Origin of the sequence: Massilia pinisoli (assembly GCF_024753285.1) — a bacterium.
Taxonomy (GTDB): Bacteria; Pseudomonadota; Gammaproteobacteria; order Burkholderiales; family Burkholderiaceae_D; genus Telluria; species Telluria pinisoli.
The window spans coordinates 65,626-86,505 of record NZ_JANUGW010000013.1; the positions used below are offsets into that span (position 1 = coordinate 65,626).

19 protein-coding genes are annotated in these 20,880 nt (G+C 66.9%); 13 read left to right on the forward strand and 6 right to left on the reverse strand.

Features of this window, described 5'->3' with window-relative positions; genetic code table 11:
* Window positions 1-88: 88 nt before the first annotated feature.
* The 7 genes from hutU to NX784_RS17670 are packed head-to-tail and all read left to right on the forward strand — an operon-like array spanning window position 89 to window position 8,977.
* On the forward strand, window positions 89-1,795 hold the full coding sequence (gene hutU / locus NX784_RS17640; RefSeq protein WP_258818000.1) for a urocanate hydratase: 1,707 nt from the start codon (window positions 89-91) through the stop codon (window positions 1,793-1,795).
* A 16-nt stretch (window positions 1,796-1,811) separates the two neighbouring features.
* The gene (gene hutH, locus NX784_RS17645) at window positions 1,812-3,353 is read left to right on the forward strand and encodes a histidine ammonia-lyase (RefSeq protein WP_258818001.1); all 1,542 of its coding nucleotides are present in this window, start codon (window positions 1,812-1,814) and stop codon (window positions 3,351-3,353) included.
* A gap of 16 nt (window positions 3,354-3,369) precedes the next feature.
* A complete protein-coding gene (hutG, locus tag NX784_RS17650; RefSeq protein WP_258818002.1) occupies window positions 3,370-4,170 on the forward strand; it encodes an N-formylglutamate deformylase in 801 nt (266 codons plus the stop codon).
* A complete protein-coding gene (locus tag NX784_RS17655) occupies window positions 4,167-5,528 on the forward strand; it encodes a formimidoylglutamate deiminase (protein WP_258818003.1) in 1,362 nt (453 codons plus the stop codon). Before hutG ends, NX784_RS17655 begins: the two co-directional genes overlap by 4 nt.
* A 43-nt stretch (window positions 5,529-5,571) precedes the next feature.
* Window positions 5,572-6,189: a HutD/Ves family protein gene (locus NX784_RS17660; protein ID WP_258818004.1), complete on the forward strand. Its 618-nt coding sequence runs from the start codon at window positions 5,572-5,574 to the stop codon at window positions 6,187-6,189.
* Window positions 6,182-7,393, forward strand: coding sequence for an imidazolonepropionase (hutI, locus tag NX784_RS17665; protein ID WP_258818005.1), 1,212 nt, complete (start codon window positions 6,182-6,184; stop codon window positions 7,391-7,393). The genes NX784_RS17660 and hutI overlap by 8 nt, the downstream gene beginning before the upstream one ends.
* Window positions 7,394-7,438: 45 nt before the next feature.
* Entirely contained in the window at window positions 7,439-8,977 is a 1,539-nt protein-coding gene (locus NX784_RS17670; RefSeq protein ID WP_258818108.1) for an ABC transporter permease/substrate-binding protein, read from the forward strand.
* Here NX784_RS17670 and NX784_RS17675 read toward each other — a convergent pair.
* From NX784_RS17675 to NX784_RS17700, 6 genes are all read right to left on the reverse strand, one after another.
* Entirely contained in the window at window positions 8,965-9,156 is a 192-nt protein-coding gene (locus NX784_RS17675) for a hypothetical protein (protein ID WP_258818006.1), read from the reverse strand. The genes NX784_RS17670 and NX784_RS17675 overlap by 13 nt on opposite strands.
* Before the next feature lie 240 nt (window positions 9,157-9,396).
* Window positions 9,397-9,888 carry a GNAT family N-acetyltransferase gene (locus tag NX784_RS17680; RefSeq protein WP_258818007.1) on the reverse strand — a complete coding sequence of 164 codons (492 nt, stop codon included), beginning with the start codon at window positions 9,886-9,888 and terminating at the stop codon, window positions 9,397-9,399.
* Window positions 9,885-10,826, reverse strand: coding sequence for a DMT family transporter (locus NX784_RS17685; protein ID WP_258818008.1), 942 nt, complete (start codon window positions 10,824-10,826; stop codon window positions 9,885-9,887). The genes NX784_RS17680 and NX784_RS17685 overlap by 4 nt, the downstream gene beginning before the upstream one ends.
* 48 nt (window positions 10,827-10,874) lie before the next feature.
* Window positions 10,875-11,330 carry an outer membrane lipoprotein gene (locus tag NX784_RS17690; RefSeq protein WP_258818009.1) on the reverse strand — a complete coding sequence of 152 codons (456 nt, stop codon included), beginning with the start codon at window positions 11,328-11,330 and terminating at the stop codon, window positions 10,875-10,877.
* 100 nt (window positions 11,331-11,430) lie between these two features.
* On the reverse strand, window positions 11,431-11,868 hold the full coding sequence (locus NX784_RS17695) for an Mpo1 family 2-hydroxy fatty acid dioxygenase (RefSeq protein WP_258818010.1): 438 nt from the start codon (window positions 11,866-11,868) through the stop codon (window positions 11,431-11,433).
* Between the two features lie 45 nt (window positions 11,869-11,913).
* Window positions 11,914-12,879 carry a LysR family transcriptional regulator gene (locus NX784_RS17700; RefSeq protein ID WP_258818011.1) on the reverse strand — a complete coding sequence of 322 codons (966 nt, stop codon included), beginning with the start codon at window positions 12,877-12,879 and terminating at the stop codon, window positions 11,914-11,916.
* A gap of 173 nt (window positions 12,880-13,052) precedes the next feature.
* On the opposite strand from NX784_RS17700, the gene NX784_RS17705 reads away from it, so the two are divergent.
* From NX784_RS17705 to NX784_RS17730, 6 genes are all read left to right on the forward strand, one after another.
* Window positions 13,053-13,268, forward strand: coding sequence for a hypothetical protein (locus NX784_RS17705; RefSeq protein ID WP_258818012.1), 216 nt, complete (start codon window positions 13,053-13,055; stop codon window positions 13,266-13,268).
* Window positions 13,265-14,125, forward strand: coding sequence for an alpha/beta hydrolase (locus NX784_RS17710; RefSeq protein ID WP_258818013.1), 861 nt, complete (start codon window positions 13,265-13,267; stop codon window positions 14,123-14,125). Before NX784_RS17705 ends, NX784_RS17710 begins: the two co-directional genes overlap by 4 nt.
* Before the next feature lie 165 nt (window positions 14,126-14,290).
* Entirely contained in the window at window positions 14,291-15,499 is a 1,209-nt protein-coding gene (locus NX784_RS17715; RefSeq protein ID WP_258818014.1) for an efflux RND transporter periplasmic adaptor subunit, read from the forward strand.
* A gap of 29 nt (window positions 15,500-15,528) precedes the next feature.
* Window positions 15,529-18,738: an efflux RND transporter permease subunit gene (locus NX784_RS17720; RefSeq protein WP_258818015.1), complete on the forward strand. Its 3,210-nt coding sequence runs from the start codon at window positions 15,529-15,531 to the stop codon at window positions 18,736-18,738.
* A 1-nt stretch (window position 18,739) separates the two neighbouring features.
* The gene (locus tag NX784_RS17725; protein WP_258818016.1) at window positions 18,740-20,266 is read left to right on the forward strand and encodes an efflux transporter outer membrane subunit; all 1,527 of its coding nucleotides are present in this window, start codon (window positions 18,740-18,742) and stop codon (window positions 20,264-20,266) included.
* A 112-nt stretch (window positions 20,267-20,378) separates the two neighbouring features.
* Entirely contained in the window at window positions 20,379-20,873 is a 495-nt protein-coding gene (locus NX784_RS17730; RefSeq protein ID WP_258818017.1) for a DNA-deoxyinosine glycosylase, read from the forward strand.
* Window positions 20,874-20,880 lie beyond the last annotated feature (7 nt).

Consider the following 20,880-nt stretch of genomic DNA (forward strand, 5'->3'; position numbering starts at 1 on the left):
CGCGCTTGACGTAGTTGTATAGACAACTTAGACTTTCTGGAATGCGGGGCGAGCGTTCGTCCCGCGCATCCTTATCGAGGAGTCTGTCATGACCAAAGCCTCTCCCAGCGGTGATCCGCGTTTCGATCCCACCCGCGTCATCCGCGCCCCGCGTGGCAGCGAGCTCTCCTGCAAGAGCTGGCTGACCGAGGCGGCCTATCGCATGCTGCAGAACAACCTCGATGCCGAGGTGGCGGAAAACCCGCAAGGGCTCGTCGTGTACGGCGGCATCGGCCGCGCGGCGCGCGACTGGGCGTCGTTCGACCAGATCCTCGCGTCGCTGCGCGAACTGGACGACGACCAGACGCTGCTCATCCAGTCCGGCAAGCCGGTCGGCGTGTTCCAGACGCACCCGGACGCCCCGCGCGTGCTGCTCGCGAACTCGAACCTCGTGCCGAAATGGGCGACGTGGGAGCATTTCAACGAGCTCGATCGCAAAGGCCTGTTCATGTACGGCCAGATGACGGCCGGCAGCTGGATCTACATCGGCACCCAGGGCATCGTGCAGGGCACGTACGAGACGTTCGCCGAAGCCGGCCGTCAGCACTTCGGCGGCGATATGTCCGGCCGCTGGATCCTGACGGCAGGCCTGGGCGGCATGGGCGGCGCGCAGCCGCTGGCGGCCACGTTCGCGGGCGCCGTGTCGCTGAACGTGGAATGCCAGCAGAGCAGCATCGACTTCCGCCTGCGCACCCGCTATCTCGACAAGCAGGCGAAGGACATCGACGACGCGCTGGCCATGATCCGCGAACACAAGGACCGCAAGGAAGCCGTCTCCATCGGCCTCTTGGGTAACGCGGCCGACGTGTTGCCGGAACTCGTGCGGCGTGCAAAAGAAGGCGGCCTCGTGCCGGACCTGGTGACGGACCAGACGTCCGCCCACGACCTGATCCACGGCTACCTGCCGCGCGGCTGGACCGTCGAGCAATGGATCTCGGCGCAGCGCGATCCGGCCCAGCATGCGGCGCTGAAGCAGGCCGCGGCCGAATCGTGCGCAGTGCACGTGCAGGCCATCCTCGAATTCAAGGCGATGGGATCGTATGCGGTCGATTACGGCAACAACATCCGCCAGGTCGCGTTCGACCAGGGTGTGAAAAACGCGTTCGACTTCCCCGGCTTCGTGCCGGCGTACATCCGCCCGCAGTTCTGCGAAGGCCGTGGCCCGTTCCGCTGGGTGGCGCTGTCCGGCGACCCGGAAGACATCTACAAGACCGACGCGAAGATCAAGGAACTGTTCCCGCACCACGCGCGCGTGCATCGCTGGCTCGACATGGCGCGCGACCGCATCGCGTTCCAGGGCCTGCCCGCGCGCATCTGCTGGCTGGGCCTCGGCGAGCGCCACCTGGCCGGCCTCGCGTTCAACGAGATGGTGCGCACGGGCGAATTGAAAGCGCCGATCGTGATCGGGCGCGACCACCTGGACACGGGCTCCGTCGCGAGCCCGAACCGCGAGACGGAAGCAATGCGCGACGGCACGGACGCCGTGTCCGACTGGCCGCTGCTGAACGCGATGCTGAACACGGCCGGCGGCGCGACGTGGGTGTCGCTGCACCACGGCGGCGGCGTCGGCATGGGCTATTCGCAGCATGCCGGTGTCGTCATCGTGGCGGACGGCACGGAGGCCGCCGACAAGCGGCTGGCGCGCGTGCTCGTCAACGATTGCGCGTCGGGCGTGATGCGCCATGCGGACGCCGGCTACGAACTCGCGATCGAGACGGCCAAGCGCTTCGGCCTGCGCCTGCCGATGATCAAGTAACACGGACTATCGAACCATGACCCAAGACCACCACCTGACCCTGCAACCCGGCGCCCTGGCGCTGACCGACCTGCGCGCCGCGTGGGGCACGCCCGGCACGCTGGCCCTTGCTCCCGAGGCCTATGCCGCGATCGAGACGTCGGCCGCGACGATCCAGGCCATCGTCGCCAAGGGCGACCCTGCGTACGGCATCAACACGGGTTTCGGCCTGCTGGCCAAGCGCCACATTCCCCAGGCGCAGCTCGAGCAGCTGCAGCAGAACCTGATCCTGTCGCATGCCGTGGGCACCGGAGAGTATCTGCCGGACCACGTCGTGCGCCTGATCCTGCTGACCAAGATCGGCAGCCTGGCGCGCGGCTATTCCGGCGTGCGTCCCCTGATCGTCGACACCTTGATCGCCCTGTACAACGCCGGCATCATGCCCGCGATTCCGTGCCAGGGCTCGGTCGGCGCGTCGGGCGACCTCGCGCCGCTGGCGCACATGACGCTCGCGATGCTGGGCGTCGGCGAGGTGCGCATGCGCGGCGAGATCATGGACGCGCGCACCGCGCTGGCCGCGGCCGGCATCGAGCCGGTCGTGCTGGCTGCGAAGGAGGGGCTCGCGCTGATCAACGGCACGCAGGTGTCGACGGCGCTGGCACTGCACGGTCTGTTCCTCGCCGAGCGCCTGCTGGAAGCGGCGATGGTGACGGGCGCCCTGGCGCTGGACGCCGCGCGCGGCAGCGACGCACCGTTCGACCCGCGGGTGCATGAAGTGCGTGGCCAGCCGGGCCAGATCGCGGCGGCGAAGATCTATCGCCAGCTGGTGGCGGGCAGCGCGATCCGCGCGTCGCACCTCGTCGGCGACGAGCGCGTGCAGGACCCGTACAGCCTGCGCTGCCAGCCACAGGTGATGGGCGCCGTCATGGACCTGATTGCACAGGCCGGCCGGACCCTGCTCATTGAAGCCAACGCCGTCACGGACAATCCGCTCGTGTTCCCGGAAACGGGTGAAGTGATTTCCGGCGGGAATTTCCACGCGGAACCTGTCGCGTTCGCGGCCGACACGCTGGCGCTCGCGATCGCGGAGATCGGCGCGCTGGCCGAACGCCGCATCGCGCTGCTGATCGATTCCACGCTGTCCGGGCTGCCGCCGTTCCTCGTGCGCGAGCCTGGTGTCAATTCCGGCTTCATGATCGCGCACGTGACGGCGGCCGCGCTGGCGTCGGAAAACAAGTCGTTGGCGCACCCTGCCAGCGTCGACAGCCTGCCCACGTCCGCGAACCAGGAAGACCACGTGAGCATGGCGACGTTCGCGGCGCGCCGTCTCGGCCAGATGGCGCACAATACGGGTGTCATCGTCGGCATCGAGCTGCTGGCGGCGGCGCAGGGAATCGAATTCCACCGGCCGCTGACGAGTTCCGGCCATCTGGAACATGTCCATGCCAAATTGCGCGAGCAAGTGCCGGCGTTCGACGAGGACCGGTTCTTCGCGCCGGACATCGAGGCCGCGCGCCGGATGGTGATGGACGGCGCGCTGTCCGCTGCGTGCAAGGACTTGTTCGCCGCGCTGCACTGAAAGGACGGGAGTCACGATGGATTTCAGGTTCAAGCCGGGGCATGTACCGCTGCTGCTGTCGATGCCGCACGCCGGCACCGACATTCCCGACGACATCGCCGCGCACATGGCGCCGTGCGCGCTCGCGCGGGCCGACACCGACTGGCATCTGCCCGACCTGTACGCGTTCGCCGACAGCCTCGGCGCGTCCACGTTGTCCGCGCGCTGGTCGCGCTACGTCATCGACCTGAACCGCCCGCCCGAGGACACGAATCTGTATCCCGGTCAGGACACGACGCGCCTGTGCCCCGTCGACACGTTCGGGCGCGAGCGCCTGTGCCAGGAGGGGCACGAGCCGGACGCGGACGAAATCGAACGGCGCCTCGACCAGTACTGGCGCCCATACCACCGCCAGCTGCGCGCGGAGCTCGACCGGCTGCTGGCGCTGCACGGCCAGGTGGTGCTGTGGGATGCGCACTCGATCGCGTCGGTCGTGCCGCGCTTCTTCGAGGGCCGCTTGCCCGACCTGAACTTCGGCACGGCGGACGGCCGTTCGTGCTCGCTGCAGCTGCAGGGCGAGATGATGCGCGTGGCCGAAGCGCAGGACCGCTATTCGTTCGTCTTCAACGGCCGCTTCAAGGGCGGCCACATCACGCGCTTCTACGGCGACCCGGCTGCCGGCGTGCACGCGATCCAGCTCGAGATGTGCCAGTGCGTGTACATGGACGAAGCGCCGCCGTTCGACTACCTGCCCGACGTCGCCGGCAAGGTGCAGCCGCTGCTGCACGAATTGCTGGAAGCGGCCATTGCGTGGGCGCGCGCGGGAGGGCACGCATGAATGCGTTATTCGCGCGCCACGCGCTGCTGGCGGATGGCTGGCAGCGCGACGTGCTGCTCGAATGGGACGTGCATGGTGACCTGACGAAAGTGGCGCCGGAGGCATCGCCGCCGCTCGGCGTGGCGCGCGTCGACTACGTCGTGCCCGGCATGATCAATCTGCATTCGCACTCGTTCCAGCGCGCCATCGCCGGCCTGACGGAACGGGCGGGCGAGAGTCCCGACAGCTTCTGGACGTGGCGCGACCTGATGTACCGTGTCGCCAACCGCATCACGCCCGAGCAGATGGAAGCCGTGGCCGCGCAGTTGTACGCGGAATGCCTGCGCCATGGCTACACCGCGGTCTGCGAATTCCATTACGTGCAGCGCGCGCCCGGCGGCCACGAGTACGGCAACCCAGCGGAGACGGCGCAGCGCGTCGCCCAGGCCGCGCGCGAGTCCGGCATCGGCGTGACCTTGCTGCCCGTGATGTACGCGTACGCCGGCTTCGACGACGCGCCGCTGCGTCCCGACCAGGAGCGATTTCGCACCGATCCCGCCCACGTGCTGCGCATCGTGGAGGCGCTGGAACCCCTGCGCGGGCCGCAGCTGGAAGTGGGCGCGGCGCCGCATTCGCTGCGCGCCGTGTCCGCGGGCCAGCTGCGCGAGCTCGTGCAAGCGCTGCCGGCCGGGCGCCCGCTGCACATCCACATCGCGGAACAGCAGCTCGAAGTGGCGCAGTGTCTGGAGGCCACGGGCATGCGCCCCGTCGACTGGCTGATGCAGCAGACGGACGTCGACGCGCGCTGGTGCCTCGTGCACGCGACGCATCTGTCCGACGGGGAGCGCGACCGCGTCGCGGCGAGCGGCGCCATCGCGGGCCTATGTCCGACGACGGAAGCGAACCTGGGCGACGGCCTGTTCCCGCTGGCGCCGTATGTCGCGGCCGGCGGCCGCTTCGGCATCGGCAGTGACAGTCACGTGTCGCAAAGCCCCGTGGAAGAACTGCGCTGGCTCGAATACGGCCAGCGCCTTGCGCACCAGCGCCGCAACATCGCCGTGCGCGGTGACGAGCGCGACGTCGGCACGTTCCTGTGGCAGGGGGCGTTGGTCGGCGGCGCGCAGGCGGCGGGGCGTCGCCTCGGCGTGCTGGCACCGGGCCGCCGCGCGGACCTGCTCGTGCTGGACAGCGCGCACCCGAACCTGGACGGCGTGCCGCCGCACGAGGTGCTCGGGCGTTTCCTGTTCAGTGGCAACGACAACCTCGTGCGCGACGTGCTGGCCGGCGGGCATTGGGTGGTGCAGGGCGGCCGCCACAAGGCGCAGGACGCCATCGCCCAGCGCTACAAGGCCGCCGTGCGCACGCTGCACGCGTATTGATGCGACAATCGCTTCCGTTTCAAACGACGATGAGGTGCAAGTCATGACGATGCTGATCCCGTTTGCGGCGCTCGAACCGGTATCGTGGAAGAATGGCGGCGGCAGCACGACCGAGATCGCCGTGTTCCCGCCCGATGCCGGCTTCGACGACTTCGACTGGCGCGTGAGCCTGGCCACCGTCGGCGCCGACGGTCCGTTCTCCGTCTTTCCCGGCATCGAGCGTACGCTGGTGCTCGTCGACGGCCACGGCATGACCTTGGAGATCGACGGCGAGCCCACCCTGCTGTCGAAGGCCGATCCCATCGTCGCGTTCGACGGCGAGTCGCGCGTGGAGGCCAAGCTGAACCGCGGCGCCAGCACCGACTTCAACGTCATGACCCGCACCGACCGCTGCTGGCACCGCTTCGGCCGCCGCCAGCTCGATGGCGACTCGACGTTCGTCGCGCGCGCCGACGTCACCGTGCTGTTCCTCGCCGACGGCGACAGCCTCGAGCTGTGCAGCGACGACCAGCGCATCAACCTCGTGCGCTTCGACGCCGTCGTGATCGACCCCGACACGACCTGGAAGCTGCGCGCGGAGCAGGGCGCCATCTTCATCGTCGACATCCATTACTACGACGACGAGAACGACCTCGAACACGAGGACGGCGCCTATGAGTGAGGTGGCCGACGTCCTGTACGTGAATGCCCGGCTGGCCACGCTGGCGGACGGCTACGGCATCGTGGAGGACGGCGCCGTGGCCGTGCGCGACGGACGCATCGTGTGGACGGGGCCTCGCGCCGGCGCGCCGCAGGCGGCCGCGATCCACGATTGCGACGGCCTGTGGCTGACGCCAGGCCTCGTCGACTGCCACACGCACATCGTCTACGCGGGCAATCGCAGCGACGAATGGGAAGCCCGGCTGAACGGCGCCAGCTACGAAGACATCGCGCGCGCGGGCGGCGGCATCATGTCCACCGTGCACGCTACCCGCGCGGCGTCCGAGGACGACCTGCTGCGGGCCAGCCTGCCCCGCATCCGCGCGCTGCTGGCCGAGGGTGTCACCACGCTGGAGATCAAGTCGGGCTATGGCCTCGACCTCGACTCCGAGGCGAAGATGCTGCACGTGGCGCGCCGCATCGGCGAGCTGCTGCCCGTGACCGTGCACACGACGTTCCTCGGCGCGCACGCGCTGCCGCCGGAATACGCGGGCCGGCCCGACGCCTATGTCGAGATGCTGTGCACGGACATGCTGCCGGCGCTGGCGGCGCAAGGTCTCGTGGATGCCGTCGACGCATTCTGCGAGCGCATCGGCTTCACGCACGACCAGACGGCGCGCATGTTCGACGCCGCGCGCCGGCTCGGGCTGCCCGTCAAGCTGCATGCGGAGCAGTTGTCGGACCAACGCGGCGCGGCCCTGGTGGCGCGGTACGGCGGCCTGTCTGCGGACCACCTGGAATGGCTGTCGCCCGAGGGCGTGGCCGCGATGGCGCAGGCCGGCACCGTCGCCGTGCTGCTGCCCGGCGCCTACTACTTCCTGCGCGAGACGCGCATGCCGCCGCTTGCCGCGTTGCGCGAGGCGGGCGTGCCGCTGGCCGTCGCCACCGATTGCAATCCCGGCACGTCGCCCATGACGTCGCTGCTGCTGGCGATGAACATGGCGTGCACGATGTGGCGCCTCACGCCGCTGGAGGCGCTGCGCGGCGTGACCGTCAATGCGGCGCGCGCGCTGGGCCGCACGGACATCGGCACTTTGGCACCGGGCATGCGTGCCGACTTTGTCCTGTGGGACATCGCCCGCCCGGCTGACCTGGCATACGCGATCGGCGCGAATCCGTGCCGGGGCGTCGTCCAGGCCGGCGCGTGGCGCGATCGGTTATCCTGACCGCTGATCCACAACGCCAACGGAAGCCGCATGCTGAGATTTGCCATGCTGGTGCTGGCCTGCGCCGGCATCCTGTCGTCCGCCCACGCCGGTGAGCCCTTGCGCGTAGGCTCCAAGCGCTTCACGGAGTCTTACATTCTCGGCGAAATCCTCACGCAGACGGCCGCGCGCACGGGACCGGCGGAACACAAGCAGGGTCTCGGCAACACGGCCATCGTGCTGGGGGCGCTGCGCTCCGGTGCGATCGATGTCTATCCGGAATACCTGGGCACCATCGACCTGGAAATCCTCAAGAATCCGCAGCCGACGTCGCTCGACGCGATGCGCGCGGCGCTGCGTCCGCTGGGCCTCGGTGTTGCCGTGCCGCTAGGCTTTTCCAACGGCTATGCGCTCGCGGTGCGGGGCGACGTGGACCTGCGCCGGCTGTCGGACCTGTCGGCCCAGCCGGACATCAAGATCGGCCTGTCGCACGAGTTTCTCGGCCGCGCCGACGGTTGGCCCGGCCTCGCGCGGCGCTACGGCCTCGCACAACAGCCGCGCGGGCTGGACCACGGCATCGCGTACGAAGCGCTGGCGCAGCGGCAGGTGGATGCCATCGACATCTATTCGACGGACGCAAAGATCCGTCAGTACGGCTTGCGCGTGCTGGACGACGACAAGCAGTATTTCCCGCGCTACGACGCCGTGCTGCTGTACCGGCTCGATCTGCCCCAGCGCTTCCCGCAGGCGTGGCGCGCGATCGAGTGGTTGGAGGGCAGCATCAAGGCCGACGACATGATCGCGATGAACGCGGCGGCCGAACTGGACGGACAAAGCTTCGCGGCCATCGCGAAAACGTGGCTGGGTAGGGTGGACGGGTCTCCCGTCCACGCGTTCAACAGGCCGTCGAACGGCGCGGCAATACATGCGTCGGGTGGACGCGTGGACGGCAAAGCGGTCCACCCTACGCGTGATGGCCTGCTCACCAAAACCTTCGGCAATGGCTTCGCGTCACTGGCACGTCAGCACTTGCTGCTCGTCGTTTTCGCAGTCCTGCTCGGCTGTCTCGCCGGCATACCACTCGGCATCGTGGCTGCGCTCGTGCCCCGGCTGCGCCAGGCCGTGCTGGCCGTGGCGGGTGTGCTGCAGACGGTGCCGTCGCTGGCCCTGCTGGCGATCCTGATCCCGCTGCTTGGCCGCATCGGCACGGTGCCCGCGCTCGTCGCCCTGTGCGCGTACGCGCTGCTCCCGATCGTGCGCAACACGTGCACGGGGCTGCTGCAAGTGCCGGTCGGCCTGCGCACGGCGGCGCTGGCGCTGGGGCTGACCCGGCGGCAATCGCTGCTGCAGGTCGAGTTGCCGCTCGCCGCGCCGACGATTCTCGCCGGCATCAAGACGGCCGCCGTGATGAGCGTCGGCACGGCGACCATCGCCGCATTCATCGGCGCGGGCGGCTTCGGCGAACGCATCACGACGGGCCTTGCGCTGAACGATAACGACATGCTCCTGGCCGGCGCCATCCCGGCCGCGCTGCTCGCGTTGCTGACGCAGGCGGCGTTCGAAGTGGGCGAGCGTGTGCTGGCGCGGCGGCGCTACAGCGACTGAAGCTTGGACCGTGTGGTGGAGATCGCGCGGTGCAGGATACGTTCCGCGTGGAAGTCGTTTTCGCGCTGGACGGCGATCGCGTGCAGGTTGCGGGTATAGGTGTCGATCCGGGAACGCAGCCAGGCGCGGTAGACCCATCGGGTGATCGACTTGCTGTGCGGTTTTGTCGGCGGTTTCATCTCCGTGTCCTCGTCGTTGGCCACATTGTCCCGCTCGACGCGCGCTTGCATTTGTGATCACTCAATCGCGTCCGGTCGACCGAATCCAACCATTCTGTTACCGAGGTAAGCATTTGTAAGGAACCTGCAAATGCGGTGGTGTGCGGCTTATATTGAAGCCGTTGGATTCAAGTCTCCCCTCCCCATCCGACGAATGGGTTCACCCACGGCGCTGCGACGCAGCCCGTGGGTTTTTTCTTTTCAACTTTCGGCCAGCGCCGTCAGCGGCGCGCCCGTGACGCGGCAGATGCGCCAGTCGGGCAGGATCTCGGCGCCCATGGACTTGTAGAAATTAATTGCCGGCGTGTTCCAGTCCAGCACGGACCATTCGAAGCGCCCGCAGCCGCGCTCGACCGCGAGGCGCGCCAAGTGCTTCAGCATGCGGCTGCCGTAACCCTGGCCGCGGTGGGTTTGCCGCACATACAAGTCTTCCAGATACAGGCCGCGCTTCGTGAGGAAGGTCGAGAAATTGTGGAAGAACAGCGCGAACGTCACGACTTCGCCGTCGACTTCGCCCACGATGGCTTCGCAGGCAGGATGGGCGCCAAACAAGCCTTCGTGCAGTTTCTCTTCCGTCGCCACGACGAGGTGCTCGAGTTTTTCGAAGACGGCCAGCTCGACGATCATCGATTGGATGTGGGTGACGTCGGCCGGGGTGGCGGGGCGGATCGCGAAGGTGGTATCAAGAGTCATGGAGTCGTTTCGATTGCATCGTTGAGGTTGACGGGTGCGGCGGGTTTCGCGGCAGGCGCGCGCAAGGCCCAGGCGACGCTGCCCAGGCAGACGGCCATGCCCAGCCATTCGGCGGGGCCGGGACGGTAGTGTTCCAGCTTGATCGACAGCAGCACGGAGATCACGGGCGTGATGACACCGATATACACCGCCTTGTTCGAACCGATGCGGTTGATCAGCGTGAAATAGCAGATGAACGCGACGACGGAACCGAAGATGGACAGGTGCAGCAAGCCCAGCACGTAGCTCGCGGTGCGCGGAATGATGAACGGCTGCCCCGTCGCGAGGCACCACACGGCGACCATGCATGTGCCCCAGAACATCGACCATCCGGTCGAGAGCATCAGGTTGTTCGTTTCCTCGCGCACCTTGCCGACGACGATGCTGCCGCCCGCGCTGGCGATCGACGCGACGATGCCGATCAGCAGGCCGAAGATGAAATGGCCCTGACCGCCCTGTTGCAGTTCGCGCAGCGCGTTGGCAAGCGAATGCCAGAACAGCAGCGTGACACCGCCGATCGCGGCCGCGCCGGCGCTCCACGTACGGCGCGGGATCGGCGTGCCGAACGCGAGGCGCGACAGGATCGGCGTCCAGAACACCATCAGCGCGAACAGCACGGCGACGAGCGCCGAGACGACGTATTGTTCGGCGTTATACGTGCAGACGTACGACACGCAGAACGTGAAAAAGCCCTGCAGCAGGAGCCAGCGTTGCGCGCGCCACGGCAGGCGCAGCTTGTCGCCGCGCAGCAGGCAGAACGCGAACAGCGCCAGCGAGGCCAGCGCGAAGCGGTAGACGACCGAGACGGCGGGCGGGACTTCGCCCAGCTCGAGGGTGATCGCAAAGAATGTCGATCCCCATATCAAAGAGGCGATGGCGAACAGGGCGTAGGAGGGCATCGCGAAAGTATATCGCGATCCCTCATCGGTCGTGGCCCGAGGGTCCCGTCAGTGCGTCACGCGCGTCGTGTAGCCGTTGCTGAGCAGCCGCACGCGTTCGCCCGGCCGGAACATTTCGTCGGCGGCCTGCGTGATGGAGCGCAGTTCGCCGTTGTCGAGCTTGACCGTGATCTCGAAGCCGGGGCGGTTGTTGGCCTGGTTCTCGACGTGGTTGCCGATGATGCCGCCCGCGACGGCGCCGATGATGCCGACGGCGGCCGAGCCGTTGCCGTGCCCGACCTGCGAACCACCGAGGCCGCCCAGCGCGGCGCCGGTCATGGTGCCGACACCGGATTCCGGATTGGCGATGGTGACGTTGCGGACGGATTCGACGGTGCCCATGCGCACGATCTGTTCATTCATCGTCTGGGCGCTGCTGTAGACGCTGGCCGAGTTCGACGGGCCCGCGCAGGCGCCCAGCAGCGCGGTCAGCGGGAGCAGGGCGAGGATGGCGTATCGTTTCATGTTCAAAACTCCAATGCGGTCGGATTGACCTAGCTTAACCGTTCGCGTACCGATGTTGGCGCGTACATCTTCGCTGTCGAGCACTGTCAATAGTCTGGCGTCAATAAGCGACGTGAAAACGGCGGTACAGGAAGCCCAGCACGAACAGGGGGCCGATCAGCAGGAAACGCAGGTCGTCGAAGAACGACGGTTTCTTGCCTTCGATCTTGTGACCGATGAACTGGCCGACCCACGCGACGACGAAGATCGCGATCGACAGCGGCAGCACGGTTCCCGCCGGCATCAGCGCCAGCAGGGCCAGCATCACCGCGCTCATCAACAGCATGCCGAACGCGAACGGCGGCGACAGCCGGAAGTAATACACGAGCGCCGCAACGACGGCCGCGACGGCGAGCACCGCGTGGATGCTCCACAGGATGCCCAGCAACGTGAACACGATCACGGGCACGCACACGAAGTGGATGAGCTCGTTGGTCGGGTTGCGGTGGCTGTCGCTGTACTGGTCGAGCAGCACGTCGATGGTGCGCGGCTGGTTCATCGGAGTCTCCTGTTCGTTGTTATGTCTCCGATTCTACACCTGGCCCTAGGCCGTGAGCGGCACCAGCAATGGCGCCGTCGGCGCCGACGTCCGGGGCACGGCGCCCATGTGCATGTACGGGTTCGCGGCGAACAATTCGGCCACCCATTCCACGAACACGCGCACCTTCGCCGACAGGTGGCGGTTCTGCGGATACACGACGTGGACCGGCGCCGGATCGCTGCGCCAGTCGCCCAGCACCTGCAGCATGCGGCCCGTCTCCACGTACTTGTCGAGCATGTAGTCCGTCATCTGGATGATGCCCAGGCCCGCGAGCCCTGCCTGCACGTAGGCGTTGGAATCGTTCAGCGCGATCACGCCGCGCATCGGAATGTCGATGCGTTCGTCGCCGCGGCTGAAGTCCCAGTCGTAGATCTTGCCCGTCTTGGCTGAGAAGTAGTTCACGCAGCGGTGGCGGTCGAGGTCGCGCGGGTGCTGCGGCATGCCGTGGCGCGCGATGTAGTCAGGGGAAGCGGCCGTGACGAAATTGATGACGCCCACGCGCCGCGCGATCAGGCTCGTGTCGGCCAACGCGCCGCCCCGCACGGCGCAGTCGACGCCTTCCTCGACGAGGTCGACGGGGCGGTCGGAACTGCCCAGCTCCAGCATGATATCCGGATAGCGCTCGAAGAACGCGGGCAGGGCGGGCACGAGGATTTCGCTGGAGAGGCCCGTCGGCGCGTCCACGCGCAGCCGGCCGCTGGGCGACAGCCGGGTGCGCGACAACGATTCCTCGGCGTCGCGCACGTCGGACAGGATGCGCAGGCAGCGTTCGTAATAGGCGGCGCCGTCCGTCGTCACCGTCACCTGGCGCGTCGTCCGGTGCAACAGCTTGGCCGACAACGCCCCCTCCAGCGATTGCACGAGCGTCGACACCGTCGCCTTGGGCAGGTTCATCATCTCGGCCGCACGCGTGAAGCTGCCGGCATCGACGACCTGCACGAAGACTTCCATGGCTTGTAGCTTGTTCATGACACAACCTTATCGTTCAGCTCACGCGTTTTTCGCCGTGAGAATGTGTGATTGTTCAAAAATCTGAACAATGGATTCGTAAATCGACTATTTATTGGATTGTAGATGAAGACTATAGTGTCGGTACGGTAGTGATAAAAGCGATTTGTAAAACCCAACGACAGGAGAGCATCATGAAAACGCATCGCGATGCAATCGCGGCAGTGTTCGGGCTGATACTCGGCGTAGTGGCCATGGCAGGCACGGTACTCACCGACGAGTACGCGCATGCAGCCGTTGCCGAGGCACGCGGATACGATGCGTTGTTCCACGTCGTCGCCACGGGCGAGCAATGCGATGCGAAAGAGATCCCCGCCGTGCTGGTCGCAGCCAACGAGGTGAACCGATGAGCGTGGCGCGCAAGGTCGACGATGGCCATACGCTGGCGGTGCGCGACCTGCAGGTCGTGGGCGCGGAAGGACCGCTGGCGGCGCGCCTGTACAAGGCCGCCGTCGACGGCAGGCGCGACGTGCTGATCGTGTTCTTCCATGGCGGCGGCTTCGTCGACGGCGACCTGGAAGATGCCGATCCGTTCCTGCGCCACTTGTCCGTGGCGAGCGGCTATCCGGTCGTGCTGTCGTCGACCTACACGTTGGCGACGGTGAAACCGTTCCCGGCCGCCGCGGAAGATGCGCACGCCGTACTGATGTGGGCAAAGAAGAACAAGACCAAGCTCGGCTGGACTGGCAAGCGCATGCTGGTCGCAGGCATCGAGGCGGGCGCGAACCTCGCCGCCGTGTGCACCCTGATGGCGCGCGACCGGGGCGCGCCGCAGCTGGCGGGACAGATCCTTCTCATGCCGATGCTGGACCCGGGCCTCTCGACGTGCTCGATGCGCGAGATGCCGACGTGCCCCGACAAGGCCAAGGTGTTCGACGAATGCGCCGCCGCGTACCGGGGTTATCTGCCGCACGCGGCCGACCGCAGCCATCCGTATGCGTCGCCGCTGCAGTCGAGCCGTTTGAAGAATTTGCCGCCGGCCTTGATCCTGTCGATCGAGGACGATCCGCTGCGCGACGAAGCGGAAGCCTACGGCGGCAAACTGATCCAGTCGGGCGTGCCGACGACGGTCAGGCGCCTGCATGCGGCGCAAGCCCTGCAGGAACCGAATGCACGCGATACGTGTGCCTGCAGGGGCCAGGCCCTTGCCGAGATCGCCAATTTCATTGCCGGTCTCGACGAGGAAGGCGAGCCGGCCAGCTGTTGATCCTGCGGATGACCCAACTTAATTGATCGCCGCGATCAATTAATCCATCACTAACCATAACAACGTGCCTGCGAGGCGCGAGAGACCTGTCTTTTCCTGAAAAAAGCCTGGGAAGGACCGTTCTCGTCCAACCATTAATAAATAGTTAATAACGGAGGGCTAACCATGAAACCGATTCAACAATTCCAGATGGCCGTGCGTCCCGTCGTGCTGGCGCTGGGTGCCGCCGGCATCGCGGCCCTGATCGCCGGCTGCTCCGACGCGACCGGCAAGGCGGCGGAAGCGCAGGCTCAGGCCCAGGCGCAGGCAGGTCCGCCGGTCTCGGCCTCCGTCGTGCTCGAGAAATCCGTCGCGGAAACGCAGGAATTCTCGGGCCGGCTGGAAGCCATCGAGCACGTCGAGATCCGTCCGCGCGTGTCCGGCTACATCACGGCCGTGAACTTCAAGCCGGGCGCCGAAGTCAAGAAGGGCGACGTGTTGTTCGTGATCGATCCGCGTCCGTACCAGGCGGAAGCCGATCGCGCCGAAGCCGCCGCCAAATCGGCCCGCGCCAAGGCCGAACTGGCCCGCACGGAACTGACGCGTGCCGAGCGCCTGCTGGGCGACAAGGCGATCGCGCAGCGCGAATACGACGCGAGCCTGTCGAGCCAGAAGGAACTGGACGCGTCCGCCCGTGCCGCCGAAGCGCAGGCCCAGGCCGCGCGCCTGAACCTGTCGTACACCCGCGTCGTCGCGCCGATCAACGGCCGCGTGTCGAAGGCCGAGATCACGTTGGGCAACCTGGTCGACGCATCGGCCGTGCTGACGTCCGTCGTGTCGCTGGACCGCATCTACGCGAGCTTCGACGGCGACGAAGAGACGTATCTGCGCGTCGCGAAGGAAGCGCACGACGGCCAGGCCGTGCCGGTGAAGGTAGGCCTCGTCAACGAAGACGGCTACCCGCACGAGGGCAAGCTGGAATTCGTCGACAACCAGCTCGATTCGCAGACCGGCTCCGTGCGCATGCGCGCCACGTTCGAGAACAAGGACCGCAGCATGGCGCCCGGCCTCTTCGCCCGCGTGCAGATCGGCGGCGGCGATGCCAAGCCCGCGCTGCTGATCACGGACCGCGCCGTGGGCACGGACCAGAACCACAAGTTCGTGTTCGTCGTCGGTGCGGACGGCAAGGCCGAATACCGCGAAGTGAAGCTCGGCCCCGTCGTGGACGGCCTGCGCGTCGTGCGTGCCGGCCTGAAGCCGGGCGAGAAGATCGTCGTCAACGGCCTGCAGCGCGTGCGTCCGGGTTCGCCCATCACGGCGCAGGTGGTGCCGATGGTCGCGTCGCTCGCGCCAGCCAAGAAGGACGCGAAGCTGGCCATGGCGGACACGAAGTAATCCCACAAGAATTCGAGGGACAAGAACAAATGAACATCTCACGCTTTTTCGTCGACAAGCCGATCTTCGCGGCCGTGCTGTCGGTGCTGGTCTTCGTGGCCGGCCTCATCTCGATCTTCGAGTTGCCGATCTCCGAGTACCCGGACGTCGTGCCACCCTCCGTGGTGGTGCGCGCCCAGTACCCGGGCGCCAATCCGAAGGTCATCGCGGAAACCGTCGCGACGCCGCTGGAGCAGGAAATCAACGGCGTCGAAAACATGCTGTACATGACGTCGCAGAACACCTCCGACGGCGCGTTGATGCTGACGGTGACGTTTAAGATCGGCACCAACGTGGACCAGGCCGAGACGGCCGTGCAGAACCGCGTCCAGCGCGCGCTCCCGCGCCTGCCGGACGAGGTGCGCCAGATCGGCGTCACGACGGTCAAGAGCTCGCCCAACATCACGATGGTGGTCCACCTGCGTTCGCCGGATGGCCGCTATGACGACCTCTATCTGCGTAACTACGCCACGCTGAACGTCAAGGACGAACTCGCGCGCATCAACGGCATGGGTGAAGTCGCCCTGTTCGGTTCGGGCGACTACGCGATGCGCGTCTGGCTCGACCCGCAAAAAGTCGCCGCCCGCAACCTGACCGCGAGCGACGTCGTGAACGCGATCCGCGAGCAGAACGTGCAGGTGGCGGCAGGTGTCGTCGGCCAGGGCCCGTCGAAAGGTGCGGACTTCCAGCTGACCGTCAACACGCAAGGCCGCCTGCAGTCGGTCGAGGAGTTCGGCAACATCGTCATCAAGACGAACGCCGACGGCGCGACCACCTTGCTGAAGGACGTCGCACGCCTCGAGATGGGTTCGAACTCGTACGCCCTGCGCGCGCTGCTGGACAACCAGTCGGCCGTCGCGATCCCCATCTTCCAGGCACCGAACGCCAACGCGCTACAGCTGTCGTCGGACGTGCGCGCCAAGATGAAGGAACTGTCGAAAGATTTCCCGGAAGGCGTCGAATACAGCATTGTGTACGACCCGACCCAATTCGTGCGCGAGTCGATCCGCTCGGTCATTCACACGCTGATCGAAGCGGTGATCCTCGTGGCCATCGTCGTCATCGTGTTCCTGCAGACGTGGCGCGCCTCGGTGATCCCGCTGCTGGCCGTGCCGGTGTCCGTCGTCGGTACGTTCGCGGTGATGCTCGCCTGCGGCTTCTCGATCAACACGCTGTCACTGTTCGGCCTCGTGCTGGCGATCGGTATCGTGGTGGACGACGCGATCGTCGTGGTGGAGAACGTCGAGCGCAACATCGCGAACGGCCTGAATCCGCATGACGCCACCGTGCAGGCGATGAAGGAAGTCTCCGGCCCGATCATCGCGATCGCCCTCGTGCTGTGCGCCGTGTTCATCCCGATCGCGTTCGTGTCGGGCCTGACCGGCCAGTTCTACCGCCAGTTCGCGCTGACCATCGCCATCTCGACCGTGATCTCCGCGTTCTCGTCGCTCACGTTGGCGCCTGCGCTGGCCGCCGCGCTGCTGAAATCGCACAACGCGCCGAAGGACCGCCTGACGCGCATGATGGACGCCGTGTTCGGCCGCTTCTTCGCCGGCTTCAACCGCTTCTTTGGCCGCTCGTCGCACAAGTACGAAGACGGCGTGAAGGGCGTCCTGAAGCGCAAGAGCGCCGCCCTGGGCGTGTACGTGCTGCTCGCCATCGCCGGTATCTTCATGTTCAAGGCCGTGCCGCCGGGCTTCGTGCCGTCGCAGGACAAGGCCTACCTGATCGGCTTCGCGCAGCTGCCGGACGCCGCCTCGCTCGACCGCACCGACACCGTGATCCGCAAGATGTCCGACGTCGCCAAGCAGATCCCTGGTGTGGAATCGTCGGTCGCGTTCCCGGGCCTGTCGATCAACGGCTTCACGAACGCGCCGAACGCCGGCATCGTGTTCACCACGCTGAAGCCGTTCGATGAACGTAAAGGCAAGGCGCAGAGCGCCGATGCGATCGCCGCCGAGATCAACAAGCGCATGGGCGCGATCGAAGACGCATTCGTGATGGTGCTGTCGCCCCCGCCGGTGAACGGCCTGGGCACGACGGGCGGCTTCAAGATGATGATCGAAGACCGCGCGGGCGTCGGCTACGATGAGCTGTACAAGGCCGTGCAAGCGATCCAGGCCAAGGCCGCCACGGACAAGCGCCTGATGGGCGTGTTCTCGGGCTACCAGATCAACGTGCCGCAGCTGTTCGCCGACGTCGACCGCGTGAAGGCCAAGCAGCTGGGCGTGCCGCTGGCCGCCATCAACCAGACGTTGCAGATCAACCTCGGTTCGCTGTACGTGAACGACTTCAACCAGTTCGGCCGCACGTACCAGGTGCGCGTGCAGGCGGATGCGCCGTTCCGTTCGCAGCGCGAACAGATCGCGCAGCTGAAGGTCCGCAACGACAAGGGCGAGATGATCCCGCTGTCCTCGCTCATGAAGATCAAGGACACGTATGGTCCCGACCGCGTGCAGCGCTACAACGGCTATGTCGCCGCCGAGATGAACGGCGGCCCGGCACCGGGCGTGTCGTCGGGCCAGGCGCAGGCCGCGATGGAAGAAATCGTCAAGTCCTCGCTGCCGAAAGGGATCTCGTATGAATGGACCGACCTGACGTACCAGGACATCCTGGCCGGTAACACGATGATCTATGTGTTCCCGCTGTGCGTGCTGCTCGTGTTCCTCGTGCTCGCCGCGCAGTACGAAAGCTGGACCTTGCCGCTGGCCGTGATCCTGATCGTGCCGATGTCGATCCTGTGCGCGCTGATCGGTGTGAAGCTCACCGGTGGCGACAACAACATCTTCACGCAGATCGCCCTGTTCGTGCTGGTGGGCCTCGCATCGAAGAACGCCATCCTGATCGTGGAATTCGCGCTGGAGCTGGAACACCACGGCCGCAGCATCGTCGCCGCCGCGCTGGAAGCCTGCCACCTGCGTCTGCGCCCGATCCTGATGACGTCGATCGCGTTCATCATGGGCGTGGTGCCGCTGGTGCTGTCGCACGGTGCCGGTGCCGAGATGCGCCACGCGATGGGTGTCGCCGTGTTCGCCGGCATGCTGGGGGTGACGTTCTTCGGCCTGTTCCTGACGCCGGTGTTCTACGTCCTGCTGCGCACGTTGGCCAAGCGTTTCGAGAAGCCCAAGCATGCCCACGCCCACGACGCCGCACCGAATGCCGCCGGTGGCGACCATGCGCCGGCACTGAAAGGACACTGATATGAAAACGATGATTGCAAGGGGCGTGGCGCCGAAGTTAGCTCCATTATTGGCAGCACTGCTGCTGACGGCTTGTGCAGCCCCAGAGTTCAAGCAACCGGACGTCGTCACGCCGACGGCGTTCAAGGAATCGCAGACCGTGCCTGCTGCCGCGGCGAACGACGTGCGCAGCGCCGCCGACGGCACCACGTGGACCGTCGGCCGTCCGGCCGAAGCGCAGCCGCGCGGCGAATGGTGGCGCGCGTTCAACGACGAGACGTTGAATGGCCTCATGGTTGACGCGACCGCGAACAACCAGAACCTGGCGGTGGCCGCCGCCCGCGTGAAGCAGGCCCGCGCCATCGCGGGCATCGCGGAAGCGGACCGCATCCCGCAGGTCGGCGTGGGCGTCGGTGCCGAGCGCACCCGCCTGTCGCCGCTGGAGGCCAACCTGCCGAAGGGGACGAACGTCCCCGCCGCCAACGTGTATTCGGCGCGCCTGTCGGCCAGCTACGAAGTCGACCTGTTCGGCCGCGTCTCGTCGAACGTCGCCGCGGCGCGCGGCGATGCGGGTGCCGTGGAGGCGACGTACCGCTCCGTGCTGCTGTCGCTGCAGGCCGACGTGGCGCAGACGTATTTCCGCCTCCGTTCGCTGGATGCGGAAATCGCGACGGTGAACCACACGGTGCAGCTGCGCGAGGAAAGCGTGCGCGTGACGGGCCACCGCTTCGATGCGGGCGACATCGGCGAATTCGACCTGTCGCGGGCGAAGACGGAACTGGCGACGGCGCGTTCGGAAGCCATCGGCCTGCAACGCCAGCGCGCCACGGCGGAACACGCGTTGGCTGTCCTGCTGGGCAAGCCGGCGTCGAACTTCACCGCGCCTTCGACGCCGCTGCTGGACGCCGCCGCGCTGCCGCTGATCCCGGCGGGATTGCCGTCGACGTTGCTGGAACGCCGTCCCGACATCGCCAGCGCCCAGCGCTCGATGGAAGCGGCCAACGCCCGCATCGGCGTGGCACGCTCGGCGATGTTCCCGGCGCTGAACCTGTCGGCCGGCGCCGGCGGCGTCGGCACGAGCTTCGCCGAGGTCTTCAAATGGAGCAGCCGTTCGTGGCTGCTGGGCGCCGCGCTGTCGATGCCGCTGATCGACGGTGGCCGCAACCGCAACAACGTCGTGCGCAGCGAGGCCGCGCTGGAAGAAGCCGTCGGCTCCTACCGCCAGAGCGTGCTCACCGCGTTCGCCGAAGTCGAGGACAACCTGGCCGGCCTGCGCATCCTGGCAGGGCAGAGCGCCGAGATCGAGGCGGCGGTGCTCTCCGCACGTCGTTCGGCCGACCTGGCGCAGAAGCTGTACGACGCGGGCCGCGGCAGCTACCTCGAACTGCTGGACGCGCAGCGCAACCTGGCCAACGTCGAGCGCAACGCCGTGCAGCTGCGCGGCGACCGCGCGATCACCACCGTGGCGCTGATCCGCGCGCTCGGTGGCGGCTGGGATGCGGCGCCTGCCGTCGCGAAAATCGACGACGCGGCGCAGGCGCGCAACTGATCGAATCGACTGTCCCTGGCCTTACTGCTTACTGATATGCGGTAATGCCCTTTGCGGCGGTACGTGCAAGCGTATCGCCGCTTTTTTCTGGCGCGGACGCTAGAATCGTCGCATGCCGACATCTCCCCAGCTCACGGGCCTCGCACCCGTCATCGCTCCCGACACCCGCATCCTCATCCTGGGCAGCTTCCCGGGCGCCGCGTCGCTGGCTGCCCAGCAGTATTACGCGCATCCGCGCAACCAGTTCTGGAAGCTGGTCGGCGCCCTGATCGGCGAAGACCTCTATTCGCTGCCCTATGCCGAGCGCCTGCCGCGCCTTCTCTCGCACCGCTTCGGCCTGTGGGACGTGCTGGCCGCGTGCGAACGCGAAGGCAGCCTCGATTCCGCGATCCGCAAGCCGGCCGCGAACGATTTCGACCGGCTGCACCGCTTGTGTCCGGAGCTGGAAACGGTGGGCTTCAACGGGCAGACGTCGGGCAAGTTCGCGCCGCAGTTTGCCGAGCATGGCTACCGCACGGTGGTGCTGCCGTCGAGTTCTCCGGCGCATATGGCGATGACGTTCGAGCAGAAGCTGGACGTGTGGCGCCGGTTGCTCGAGCCGCGCTGAACCTGCC